This is a genomic window from Bradyrhizobium sp. CB2312, from assembly GCF_029714425.1.
Lineage (GTDB): Bacteria > Pseudomonadota > Alphaproteobacteria > Rhizobiales > Xanthobacteraceae > Bradyrhizobium.
Genome location: NZ_CP121668.1, coordinates 3015954 through 3028030, shown reverse-complemented (window position 1 = coordinate 3028030; position 12077 = coordinate 3015954). Strand labels below are relative to the sequence as shown.

The 12077-nt window shown below is 65.4% G+C and carries 9 protein-coding genes; 5 read left to right on the top strand and 4 right to left on the bottom strand.

Going from position 1 to position 12077, the window contains the following annotated elements; translation table 11 throughout:
• Window positions 1-119: 119 nt before the first annotated feature.
• Together QA642_RS14445 and QA642_RS14440 are read right to left on the bottom strand one after the other, a co-directional pair.
• Window positions 120-809: a VOC family protein gene (locus QA642_RS14445; RefSeq protein ID WP_283085250.1), complete on the bottom strand. Its 690-nt coding sequence runs from the start codon at window positions 807-809 to the stop codon at window positions 120-122.
• A 47-nt stretch (window positions 810-856) separates the two neighbouring features.
• Entirely contained in the window at window positions 857-1522 is a 666-nt protein-coding gene (locus QA642_RS14440) for a sensor histidine kinase (protein WP_283085249.1), read from the bottom strand.
• Window positions 1523-1842: 320 nt separating this feature from the next.
• Between QA642_RS14440 and QA642_RS14435 the strand changes: the two genes are divergently transcribed.
• The 4 genes from QA642_RS14435 (at window position 1843) to QA642_RS14420 (ending at window position 8363) form a co-directional block, all read left to right on the top strand.
• Entirely contained in the window at window positions 1843-4677 is a 2835-nt protein-coding gene (locus QA642_RS14435; RefSeq protein ID WP_283085248.1) for a winged helix-turn-helix domain-containing protein, read from the top strand.
• A 118-nt stretch (window positions 4678-4795) separates the two neighbouring features.
• Window positions 4796-5503 carry a hypothetical protein gene (locus QA642_RS14430; protein WP_283085247.1) on the top strand — a complete coding sequence of 236 codons (708 nt, stop codon included), beginning with the start codon at window positions 4796-4798 and terminating at the stop codon, window positions 5501-5503.
• Window positions 5504-5888: 385 nt separating this feature from the next.
• Complete coding sequence (locus tag QA642_RS14425; protein ID WP_283085246.1) at window positions 5889-6875, top strand: AraC family transcriptional regulator; 987 nt, start codon at window positions 5889-5891, stop codon at window positions 6873-6875.
• A gap of 444 nt (window positions 6876-7319) precedes the next feature.
• Window positions 7320-8363, top strand: coding sequence for a hypothetical protein (locus QA642_RS14420; RefSeq protein WP_283085245.1), 1044 nt, complete (start codon window positions 7320-7322; stop codon window positions 8361-8363).
• Here the strand turns inward: QA642_RS14420 and QA642_RS14415 are convergent.
• Window positions 8360-10684: a molybdopterin guanine dinucleotide-containing S/N-oxide reductase gene (locus tag QA642_RS14415; protein ID WP_283085244.1), complete on the bottom strand. Its 2325-nt coding sequence runs from the start codon at window positions 10682-10684 to the stop codon at window positions 8360-8362. The genes QA642_RS14420 and QA642_RS14415 overlap by 4 nt on opposite strands.
• 322 nt (window positions 10685-11006) lie before the next feature.
• On the opposite strand from QA642_RS14415, the gene QA642_RS14410 reads away from it, so the two are divergent.
• Window positions 11007-11357 carry a RidA family protein gene (locus QA642_RS14410; protein WP_283085243.1) on the top strand — a complete coding sequence of 117 codons (351 nt, stop codon included), beginning with the start codon at window positions 11007-11009 and terminating at the stop codon, window positions 11355-11357.
• A 49-nt stretch (window positions 11358-11406) separates the two neighbouring features.
• Here the strand turns inward: QA642_RS14410 and QA642_RS14405 are convergent, their stop codons facing one another.
• Complete coding sequence (locus QA642_RS14405; protein WP_283085242.1) at window positions 11407-12072, bottom strand: general secretion pathway protein GspN; 666 nt, start codon at window positions 12070-12072, stop codon at window positions 11407-11409.
• Window positions 12073-12077 lie beyond the last annotated feature (5 nt).

Below are 12077 nucleotides of genomic sequence, written 5' to 3'. Positions count from 1 at the left end.
CGACATCGGCGTGACCGCCTGCGGCCGTTCCAACCGGTCGAGCGCCGCCACGGTTCCGATGCAGAACGGCGCGAGCAGGGGCGCGAATGCAAAGCGACGCGCGACGAACTGCGTTCTCGTTAGGACGGCAGCGGCTGGCCGGCCTGCTCGCGGACGATGTAGTCGGCGTACCAATCCGCCCAGTTCTCGTCATGCCCGCCGGTCCGCTTCTCGTGCTCACCATGCGCCGTCGCGGCACGGCGCAAGGTCGCGGCGAGTTCGGCCGTCGAGGCGAATGTCGTACTGCCTCCTTCGATGCGTCCAGGCAGCCGCGTCGTGACTTCCTGGAACAACCAGCCATTGCCGTCGGGATCGCTGAATGACGCGAACGAGCTGTAGCTGCCATGCTTCGGGTCAGCGCCACTGACCCGAACGCTGCCGAACAGATACGGCTCGTCCGGCCCGGCATGAACGTCGCCCCCGCCGTGGAATGGCGCGCTGACCGCGATGCCGCGGTCGAGCAGATCCTGTCGGGCCGCCTCCAGATCGGAGACGATCAGGTACAGGCCGCGCACTGAACCGGGCGCCGCTGGCGTGACGTTCCGGCCGAAGATCACCGAACAGGCCGAACCTGGCGGCGTGAACTGGATCACCCGCCACTCGTTGCCCGATGTAAAGTCCGCGTCCAATCGCCAGCCGAGGCGCGTATAGAACGCCTTGGCGCGGTCGACATCGGACACGGGGATGACGACGACCTCGAGCTTCAGATCGAGGCCGCGCGATGCCGAGGGCTTCGCCGCGGCGTCGCGGTTGATTTCGACTGTAGCCATGTTGAACTCCCGGATGTGAGGTGGAGCGACTGCGAGCAGAGACGGTTTCAGGCCGCGGGCATCACGATGGTCACCCGCGTGCCGCCCTGCCCGGCCTCGCCGTGCAGCCGCGCCTGGATGCTGCGTGCGAGCCCTTCGAGGATGCGGCTGCCCGTACCCTGAAGCGGGCCGGTCGCCCCGATGCCGTTGTCAGCGACGGTGCAGAACCAGGCGCCGTCGCGCCTTGCCATGTCGATGCGGATCAGTGCTCCCTTCTTGTTCGGGAAGGCGTGCTTTGCCGCATTCGTCACCAGCTCGGTCAGCATCAGCGCGAGCCGATGACATTGCGAGGCCGGCAGCGTGCCGCTCGCGATCGCAGCCTCGCAGCGGATGCCCGCCGGCGCCAGCACCGCCTCGGAGAGCGCTCCGCACAAATTCTCGAAGAAGCCTTCGATCGAGACCGGCAAGGGATCATCATTGTCGGACAAGAGCTGGTAGAGCCTGCCGAAGGCGACGATGCGCCGCTCGAACCGGTCGACCGCAACCGAGACGTCTTTCGGTCCCGCCCGCGTGAAATCGCGGCGGACTGACGCACCCAGCAGAGTCAGCGTGTTCTTCATCCGATGGTGGGATTCTCGCAGCACGAGTTCCCAATCACGCGACGGATCGTCGGGACTGGCCACAAATTCAGATCGAACGACGTGCTCGTTCGGCCGAGCGCCAATACCGGACATCATAGCCTCCCCGTTTGACGTAGTGCTGAACTCGAACGCTATACTGGATGCACTTTGCGCGCATTGCTCGTTAGACGTTGCAAGATTCTGTTATGATCGGCGGCAAACAGAGTGTGGCAGCGAAGCTGTCCTCTGCACGGCCAAGCACGCTGACGAATTGCCCCGGTCGCGTGGTAAGCTGCTCGCGTTTAAGCAAAATTTGTCACAGATCGGCAGACAGATTGCCGCGCGATTTCGCCACTTTCGGTTAGTTTACTGACGATCTCGTTCTGCTAGACCAAAGTGCGGACAACGCTCCCTCTCACTGGAATCATTGGCCCGTGCCGAACATTAGCGACCAGGATTCGGCTATTGCCTTCGGGCCGTTCCGCCTGTTCGCCAAGTCGCGCCTGCTGGAGAAGGACGGCGCCCCGCTTCACCTCGGCGGCCGTGCGCTCGACATCCTGATTTTTCTCGCCCAGCGCGCCGGCGAGGTTGTGGACAAGCGGGAGTTGATCAGGCGCGTCTGGGCCGACGTGAATGTCGACGAAGGCAGTCTGCGCTTTCACATCACGACGCTGCGCAAGGCCTTGGGCGATGCGGGCGAAGGCTCGCGTTACGTCGTCAACGTCCCCGGACGCGGCTATTGCTTCGCGGCTCCGCTGCTGCGGGCCGAACCTGCGGAGCGGCGAGCGAGCCCGGCTGTCTCGGCCCCTCATGCGCTTCCTGCGCCGCTTGCGAAGATGATCGGGCGGGACGATGCGGTCGAGCGGATTTCCGCCGAGCTGGCCCAGCATCGCTTCGTCACCATCGTCGGCCCCGGCGGCATCGGCAAGACCTCGGTCGCGCTCGCCGTCGCCCACGGCGAGCTTGCGGCCTTCGACGGCCAGGTGAGCTTCGTCGATTTCGGCGCGCTGACCGATGCCCGGCTCATTCCCGGGACGATCGCGGCGACCCTGGGCCTGACCGTCAACTCCGACGACCCGATGCCGGGCCTGCTGACGTTCCTGCGCAGCCGGCGCATGCTGCTGGTGTTCGACAGCTGCGAGCACATCATCGATGAACTCGCTCCCCTGGCCGAGCGTATGGTCCGCGAGGCGGACGAGCTGCATGTTCTTGCCACCAGCCGCGAGTCGTTTCGCGCCGAAGGCGAACGCGTCCACCGGCTGTTTCCGCTGGATTGCCCGCCGGAGCGTGCCGGGCTCGGCATCGCCGACATCCTCGCCTATCCCGCAAGCCAGCTCTTCGTGGAACGCATCGCCGAGAGCCTGGGCGACTTCGAGCTCAGCGAGGAGGACGCCCCGCTCGTCGCCGATATCTGCCGGCGGCTGGACGGCATTGCGCTCGCGATCGAGCTCGCGGCCGGACGAGTCAACGCCTACGGCATCGCCGGAACCGCCTCACTGCTCGACAACCGCTTCTCGCTCTTGTGGCGCGGACGCCGCACCGCGATTCCGCGGCACCAGACCTTGAGCGCTGCGCTGGCGTGGAGCTACGATCTGCTGCCCGCGACCGAAAGCGCGGCGTTGCGTGGATTGTCGGTGTTCGTCGGCCCCTTCACGCTGGAGGCCGCGCTAGCCGTGGCGTGCAGCCAGGGCATCAGCGAGTCTGAAGCCGCAGAGGCGATCTCGAACCTGCTCTCCAAATCCCTGATCGCGACCTCGCCCGCGGAGCGGCGGCTGCGCTATCGCCTGCTCGACACCACCCGCACCTTCGTCGGCGACAAGCTCGTCGAGAACGGCGAAGCGAGCCAAGTCGCGCGCGCCCACGCCGAATATTTCCGCGACTTCCTGCGCGACATCGCGCTCAAATCCACGGGCATGCAGAGCGCTGGCGGCTTCCTTCCCTATGCCGACCATTTGCCCAATGTCCGGGCGGCGCTGATCTGGAGCTTTTCGGATGCCGGCGACCGGACGATCAGCGTGGGCCTGGCGGCCTCCGCAGCCCAGTTCTTCCTCGAGCTGACATTGCTGACGGAGTGCTATCGCTGGACCCGGCGGGCGCTCGACGCGGCTCCGGCGGACAGCCGCCAGGAGATGACGCTGCAGGCCGCGCTGGGCGTCTCCGTGATGTTCACGCAGGGCAATACCGACGCGGTCCGGGCCGCGTTCACGCGCAGTCTCGAACTGGCGCGGGAACTCGAGGATCTGCACTGGCAGCTCTGGCTGCTGCGCGGCCTGCACATTTATCTCACCAGGCTCGGAGATTTTCACGGCGCGCTCGGGACCGGCGAACAGAGCGAGAGCGTCGCGCGCAAGCTGAACGATCCCGCCGCGACGCTGAACGTCGAATGGATGCTGGGCGTCGCGCATCATCTGATTGGCAACCAGGACAAGGCCGTACAGTTCTGCCAAAGCGCGATGCTGCACAATCCCGGCTCGCAGCGGCTGAACATCGGCCATCTCGGTTATGACGATCGCATCGTCGCGCTGGTGGCGCTGGCGCGCGGGCTGTGGCTCACCGGCCGGCCCGATCGCGCGATCGAGGCGGCCGGATACACGGTGCGCGAGGCCGAGCTGCTCGAACAGCCGCTGACGCTCGGCATCTCCCTGATCTGGACGATCTACGTGTTTCTCTGGGTTGGCGACTTCGCCAATGCCGAGATCCTGATCGAGCGGCTGATCGACCATTCGGCACGGCACTTCCTCGGTCCCTATCACGCGGTCGGCATCGGCCAGAAGGGCGAGCTGCTGCTGCGCCGCGGCGACGTCGCTGCGGGAATCGAGCACCTCCGCCGCAGCCAGGCGACGCTGTACGCGACACGGCACCGGATCATGACGACGGTGTTCGCGACCGCGCTCGCCGAGGGTCTCGCCGCGCAAGACCAGCCTGATCTCGCCTTGCAGACCATCAATGAGGCCATCGGTCAGATCCCCGATCACGGCGAATCCTTCGACATGCCGGAGATGCTCAGGGTCAAGGGCGAGATCCTGGCGCGATCGGGCAATGCGGCAGAGGCCGAGACCTATCTGCGCAGATCGCTCGATTTGGCGCGGCGGCAATGCGCGCTCGGCTGGGAGCTGCGCGGCGCGATCAGCCTCGGCCGCATCTGGCAGCGGGCCGGAAAAGCAGGCGAAGCACGCACGCTGCTCGCCCCGCTCGTCGCGCAATATCAAGAGGGCCTTCATAGCCGCGATCTGGCCGCCGCAAGGGGGTTGCTGAACACCCTGAATTGAGAGCGTCTTCAACGAGATACCGCCGTCCCGCGCGCTCGCAACTCCTAACAACTTCTAACATGCCAAGCCGCATGCGCCCCGCCATGGTGGTGGCGCTTCACGGCGGATATGACGGGATATGGCGCTTCTTGACGATGCAATCGATGCCTGCGGCGGCATGGCCCACTGGAACAGCCTGGACCGGTTCACGCTCCACCTTTCCGTCGGCGGAACGCTGTTCGCCAGCGCCGGGCATGCCAGGGAATTCAAGGACGTGACCGCGGAGGGCTCGACCCGCACACAATCGGTCCGCTTCACCGGCATCACCGGGGGTGAACATTCCGGCACCTTTCAGCCCGATGCGATCACGATCGAAAGCCTGGATGGCGACGTGTTGCGGACCTGGCGCAATCCGAGCCTTGCGTTTCCCGAGGTCGGGTCCCCTACGCTGGCCGACGAGTTGCACCTCGTCTTCTTCTGCGGCGTCGCGATCTGGAACTATCTGACCAATCCGTTCCTGCTCGCCCATCCCGATGTCGTCACCGAAGAGCTGGCGCCATGGCGCGAGAACACCGAGACGTGGCGGCGTCTGCGGGCGCAATTCCCCCCGCACCTGATCACGCTCGCGCCCGAGCAGATCTTCTATTTCGACGAGAACGCGCTGCAGCGGCGGACCGATCACGACCTCTTCGGAACGAAGGTCGCGCATTACTCCTGGGCACATGACAGTTTTGGCGGCATCGTCGTGCCGACGCTTCGCCGCGCACAGACGCGGCGGCCTGATGGATCAGTGGTCGCGAAGCCCGTGCTGATGGACGTTGAGATTTTCGACGCCGTGTTCGAGTAGCGGCGGCGACATGGGCGACGAGGAGCGCAGCGAACGGCCTGGAGGCGCGCCGAAGGCCTTTACCGACGCGATCCCGGACGTCGCGGCCGCAATCTAGCGATCAACGCGGCGAGGTCCACAGCGACGAGCCGCATCGATCGCCGCGCGACTGTCGCTACGCTGTCCCACGCCGAGGCCGATCTGCGTAAATATCCGAAAAATTGAGCGCACTCAGCGCTCCTGCGGCGGGCTGTCGCATCCGGCGTGCACCACAAAAACTAACACATCCTAATCACACCTAACGAGCGTCCTGGCCAAGTCGCGCCTATCCTCTCAACATGAAAAGAATTGGGTTTGCGCGCTTACCCATCGTTGCAAGAGCGGCAGAGCCAGGAGAGGACGAACGATGTCGACCAATTTGCACGCGTCGCATGGCGGGATCGAATTTCCGATCCGCCCACGGGATCACCGGATTTCCCGAGCCACGGAGGCGATCGCCCGGGAAAGCCAATGGCGTCAGGTCGTCCGCAGTCCGCAGGCCGACATCGCGGACATCACGATCTCGCGATGGGAAGACGCGCGAAGCGCCTCCTCGCATCAGACGACGACGCCCGAGGATTGCTATTTCGTCGGCATCGCCCTCAAGTCCACGCGGGCGAGATTGACGCGGGACCGTCAGGTCATCTTCGACGGCGCCATGCCCGAGGGCACGCTGTATGTCACCGCGCCGTCAAAACCGCTCGCCGGGCAATTCCAGTCGCCGTGCGCCTTCCTGCACTTCCACATCTCCGCGGACCATTTTCCGACGCAACTCGCCGCGGCCGAGGGACTGAACGATCTGGTACTGCTGCGCGACCCGCTGGCGGCCGAGCTTGCCAAGGCGCTGATCGAACGTGGCGATGCCGCCGACCACCAATTCACGTTCTGCATCGGCCAGACCCTCGCGATGCATCTGACCCGGCTGGAATCGCCGCGCGCGCGGGTGAATGCCTTACCGAAATGGCGGTTGCGGCGGGTCGAGCAATACATCGCCGATTATTTCGACCGCTGCATCAGCCTGTCCGAGCTCGCCAATGTCGCCGGCCTGTCCAGGATGCACTTTGCGGCACAATTCCGCGCCGCGACCGGCTACCGTCCTCGCGAATATCTGCTCAACCACCGGATCGAGCATGCGAAGACGCTGCTCGCGACGACCGGGCGGCCCTTGGCCGAGATCGCACTCGCCGTCGGCTTCAGCACGCAGGCGCATTTCTCGACCGTGTTCAAGCGCATCAGCGGCCAGTCTCCGGCACGCTGGCGCCTTGCGAGCAAGAACCAGCGCTTCGAGATCGAAGCACTGCCGCGGCGCCGTCCTTCGGCGGACGGGGATTGGATCACGAGCGCCGCCGCGTAGCTCGTCGACCTGCGCCGGCTCGCCCCTCTTCCTCCCGGATCTGCGAGCCTCTCGGGGCCGTCCCTGCGCCCACACAGGGCGGCCCCGTTTTCCGGCCTGTTGCAGCGTCGACGCTATCAGCTCCGCATCCTGAGGTGCGAGCGATGGGACGTTGAACGCCCCATCGGGAGCCTCGAAGGATCACCGGCCCCGACACAGCCGGGCCGTTCGTCCTTCGAGGCCTCCGCTTCGCTTCGGCACCTCAGGGGTGACGGTGATAGTTGAAAAAGCTTGCGGCCTTCACGTCAGCCAGAGCGACGATCGATGCGACAAATGTGATCAGCGCGGCATCGACACGACAATTGTAAATTGCCACCTCTCCATATTACAATCACATCGCCGGGCGCGGCCTGACGGACCAGATCAGGCGGAATATCGATTGTTCAAAAGCAATTGGAGCCCGTCATGGAGACATCAGATCATTCGTCCACCGGACTATCCCCTGCCTTTTTCGAGATTCCAAAATGGCTCGTCGAGCCGGCGGTACGTTCGTGCCGGTTGTTCAACACCGCACTGGACTTCATCTTCTACGACGTTCCGACCTTGCGCGCGGGATTGACCGAAAAGGACGCACAGATGGCCGCAGGGGACAAGAAGCCCTCCCGGATCGTGGACTTCGATGCGCTGGCCGATCCCGAAGGATCGATGCTGATCATCGATGCAACGACTGCGCCGTATGTTCACAAGTACAATAACGTCGCGACTTTCCTCGACTCCGCGGGCCAGGAGACGAAGGACGTCGACATCGTCACGATCACCGGCGTCGGCAGCTCGGCGCTGGGCAGTGCCGCTCTGGCCTGGGACATCTCCGTCGCGCTGCAGAAGCCCGTGCTGGCGCTCGTCCCCGGCTATGGTGCCGCCGACGTCGTTCTGCAGTCGCTGGGCGGCTGGTTCGCCTTCGGCCTGCACGATTACCTCGGCAGCAAGTCGATGATCCAGAAGAGTCTCGCTGCCGCCGCGCCGCAAGTCGCGCGCATCGGGCGCGACCTCGCGGCATCGGCGCCCAACGAGCCAACGCTGCGCGGAGCACCCGTGTTCCGGACAGGGTCCGGTTCGTCGGACGTGCTGCATGCGCTGCTGATGCGCCGCGAGCCGCCATTCCGCCTGCTGGTCGGGCACAGCAAGGGCGCGCTCCAGATCAGCAACGCGATCCGTTCAGTCCCGAAAGAGCGGCTCGATGGCCTAACCGTTGTGACGTTGGGATGTCCGATCGGCGAGGAGCTGCCGAACGTCGCCTATCACCAATATCTCGGCCTGTTCGACGCGCTCGGACAACTCAATGCCTGGGGCCACAGGCCAGAGCACTGGCCGCCGACCTGGCACAGCACCAATCCGGTGCTGCCGCCGGCAATGGCGGCGGGGAAGTTCGCATCGGAGTCCGTCAACAAGCGCGCGCCCGGCGCGCCCAATGTCGTGCCTCTCGACCCAACCATGGCAGTCGTCCGCTAAACCGGATCGAACGCCCGGATCGGCGGCAGATTGCCGGTGAACTTCTCCACCTCGACCGTCGTCAGCTGTCCCGTGCAGCCTTGCGCAAACGACGACGTCCCGATGTCGCGCGTGAGCACATTCGGATTGCCGTGCACGCAGAGCGGCGCCTCGTCCTCGGGGTCCATCGGATCGTACCAGGCGCCGGTCGGAAGCTGCACGACACCGGCCGCGATGCCGTCGGTGACGTGGACAGCGGCAAGGCACGCGCCGCGTTCGTTGGACAGGCGGATAATGTCGCCGTCCTTGATGCCGCGGGCATTTGCATCAACCGGATTCATGCGCGCGACCTCGCGGCCGCGATGCTTTGCGCCTAGCGAATGGCCGCCGAAATCGAGCTGGCTGTGCAGACGCGTCACCGGTTGGTTGGCGACGAGGAAGCAGGGTGCGCCAGGCTTCGGCATATCGGTCTTGTCGAGCCAGACCGGATGGCCGGGACAATCTGCATCACCATGGCCCGCGATCTTTTGCGAAAAGATCTCGATGCGGCCGCTCGGCGTCGGCAGCGCATGATTGACGGGATCCTCGCGGAAGCGGCGCAGCCGGCCGCCATCGTCGGGCTGCTGCGGCACGACCAGGCTGCCGCGCTGCCAGAATGTTTCGAAGCTCGGCGCCTCAAGACCGCGCTTGGCGAGCGAGGCGCGGGTCGGCTCGTAAAGATGCTCCAGCCATTGCCGCGATGTGCGTCCCTCGGTGAAGGGTTCGCGTGCGCCGAGACGCTCGGCGAGATCGGCAAAGATTTCATAGTCGTCGCGCGCAAGGCCGAACGGCTCGGCGATGCGGTGCATCGCGACCATCAGTGGATCGTTTGTGGAATAGCCGATGTCCTCGCGCTCGAGTGTCATCGTGCTCGGCAGCACGATGTCGGCATGGCGCGCGGTCGCGGTCCAGGCGAGCTCGTGCACGACGAACGTATCGAGCTGCGCAAACGCCTTGCGCAGGCGGTTGATATCCTGGTGGTGATGGAAGGGATTGCCGCCGGCCCAGTAGACGAGGCGGATGTCCGGATAGGTGCGCGTCTCGCCATTGTAGCGATAGGTCGCGCCGGGATTGAGCAGCATGTCGGCGATGCGCGCGACGGGGATGTAATCGCGCACGCCATTGCGGCCCTGCCCGAGCGTCGGCCCCGGCACGTCGTTGACGCGGCGGCCGTAATAGCCGATCGCACCTAACGAATAGGCATAGCCGCGGCCGGGAAGACCGATCTGGCCGAGGGCTGCCGCCAGCACCATGCCCATCCACACCGGCTGCTCACCATGCTCGGCGCGCTGGAGCGAATGCGAGACGGTGATCAGCGCGCGCTTGCCGGCGGCGGCACGGCGCGCAAGCGAGCGGATGGTGTCGGCGTCGACGCCTGAGATCGATGCGGCCCAGTCAGCGTGCTTCGCCTGCCCATCGCTCTCGCCGAGGAGATAGCGCAGGAAGACGGGCCATCCTTCGGTGTAGCGATCGAGGAAAGCTTGGTCGTGCAGGCCTTCGCTCACCAGCGTGTGGACGATGCCCAGCATCAACGCGGTGTCGGTACCGGGCACGCAGCTCATCCATTCGGCGCCGGCCTCGACGGGCAGGTCGTCGCGCAGCGGGCTGATCAGGACGAACTCGCAGCCGCGGCGGCGCGCAGCTTGCATCGCACCGCGCTCGACATGCTTGCTGATCGAGCCGCCGGCCACCATGGAGTTCTTCAGCGCCATGCCGCCGAAGGCGAGCACGATGTCGGTCTCGGCCGCGATCTGCTCCCAGGTGACATTGCGCTTGGTAATGTCCTCGTAGCCCGCCAGGATCTGCGGCAGCAGCACCGAGGACGCGCCCGACGAATAGGTGTTCACCGAGCGCACATAACCGCCCATCGCGATGTTGAGGAAACGGTGTACCTGGCTCTGAGCGTGATGAAAGCGGCCCGCGCTCGACCAACCATAGGAGCCGCCGAACACGGCGTCGGGACCGCGCGTATCACGGATGCGGCCGAGCTCGTCGCCAAGCAGATCGAGCGCCTTCTCCCAGCTGACGGAGACGAATTCGTCGCGACCGCGGCGATCGTCCGGACCCGGACCACGCTCGAGCCAGCCGCGGCGGATCGCCGGCTGGGCGATGCGCGCCTGGTGACGCAGCGCGCCGGGGAAATTGTCGATGATGCCGTTCGGATCAGGATCGCCCGCATAGGCCCTGACCTCGAGCCCGGCCTCGCCCTGACGCGCGGAAAACACGCCCCAATGCGAGGTGTGCGGCTTGAAGCCGTCCGACAGGTCGAGACCGGGGTCGGGGAAGCCAATCGTATCGTCCATCGCCTGATCCTTGTTCCCGCCCGCGGTCCGGGTCGTTTCCGAGTCAATTCCGGTGGCAGTATACCGATCCGCTCCCGCATGTCGTCGCGATCAGGCCAGCGGAAATGCCGGGCCCTCGTGCGCAAGTGCAGGTAAGTAAACCTTCGAGGGAACCATCGCGGCAGTTCAGCGGCCCGATTGTTCCTTTATTTCCAATATCTTGTTCCACAGCCCTCGGGAGCATTCTGATCGGACCGCCTGACAACACGAAAATTTCTGCCGACGATACTGACATTGGAATGTGTGATATGCCGCCCGTCCCCACAGCAACACCGGTCTCATCATGATCCAGCGCGTCTTGCCCTACGAAGGACTTCTCCACGAAGTGGTCGAGCACAATGGTGTGCTCTATATCGGCGGAATCGTCCCCGAGGATACGAGCCTCGATATGTCGGGCCAGGCCAGCGACGTTCTCAGGCAGCTGGCGCAGCTGCTGAAGACTCTCGGATCCGACATATGCAAGGTCCTGCAGGTGACCATCTACATGGCCGACCTCAAGGAGAAGGCCGAGTTCAACGCGGCCTGGAAGGCGTGCTTCGCCGAAGCGCATCTGCCGGCGCGCGCCGCAATCGGCGTCGCCGACCTCGGTCCGGGCGTCAAGCTCGAGATGACTGCGATCGCGGCCCGGCAATAGCGGCGCGCGAGTTCGCCAGACGCCGGCTCGGAGCAGGCCTGCTGCTCACCTAGTCGTACTGAGCCGTGTGCGAGCTTCCGCGCTTTGCGGTGCTTTCCGCAACCGCCGACACGTTTGCGGACGCGCCCTGGCCCGTCCTCGTGAGCTCCAAGGTCTCGGTCAGCTCGCCGCGCGCCATGATGACCTCCCGCCGATGCACCGAAAGAAGTTTCCAGCCCTGATAGTCGCCGTCCAGCTTGAGGCGCAGTGTCGTCTTGCTGTCCTCGTCGACAAAAATCCCGACACTCTGATCGCCGCCGATGACGGTTCCGACCAGCACCAGATGCAACTCGGCCTGCGGCGGGCCCGGCGGCGGTGGCGGCGCGCTCGACGCGGCGACTGAAGCCACGGGCGGTGGCGGGCGCCGCGAGGCCGAAAAGATCGGTCGCTCGCCCGTCTCCGACAGCGTTGCGAGCGGGACCGCCCAGAGCGGATTGCCCTTCATGGCCTCTCGCTTGACGGGCGAGGCGGTTCGCGCCGCAGGGCTGACGGCCGATGCCGATGTTGCGGGAACTTCCGGAAGTGGGCGGTCAGGCGCCGGCACGACGTAGGCCGGCGCGTCGGCATCCGAAAAATCAGACGGCAGCGCAAAGGTCGGCGCGGAAACGGCGAGCGAAGCCGCCAGCATGGGCGCGAGCCATGCCGAGATCCGCCGTATCGCCCGATGTGCTCGCATGTCCC

What these genes read in the sequence shown, in the direction of transcription:
- QA642_RS14420 (WP_283085245.1), top strand. Translation starts at nt 7,320, where the DNA reads ATGGAGACATCAGATCATTCGTCCACCGGACTATCCCCTGCCTTTTTC.
- QA642_RS14405 (WP_283085242.1), bottom strand. Translation starts at nt 12,072, where the DNA reads ATGCGAGCACATCGGGCGATACGGCGGATCTCGGCATGGCTCGCGCCC.
- QA642_RS14440 (WP_283085249.1), bottom strand. Translation starts at nt 1,522, where the DNA reads ATGTCCGGTATTGGCGCTCGGCCGAACGAGCACGTCGTTCGATCTGAA.
- QA642_RS14430 (WP_283085247.1), top strand. Translation starts at nt 4,796, where the DNA reads ATGGCGCTTCTTGACGATGCAATCGATGCCTGCGGCGGCATGGCCCAC.
- QA642_RS14445 (WP_283085250.1), bottom strand. Translation starts at nt 809, where the DNA reads ATGGCTACAGTCGAAATCAACCGCGACGCCGCGGCGAAGCCCTCGGCA.
- QA642_RS14410 (WP_283085243.1), top strand. Translation starts at nt 11,007, where the DNA reads ATGATCCAGCGCGTCTTGCCCTACGAAGGACTTCTCCACGAAGTGGTC.
- QA642_RS14425 (WP_283085246.1), top strand. Translation starts at nt 5,889, where the DNA reads ATGTCGACCAATTTGCACGCGTCGCATGGCGGGATCGAATTTCCGATC.
- QA642_RS14415 (WP_283085244.1), bottom strand. Translation starts at nt 10,684, where the DNA reads ATGGACGATACGATTGGCTTCCCCGACCCCGGTCTCGACCTGTCGGAC.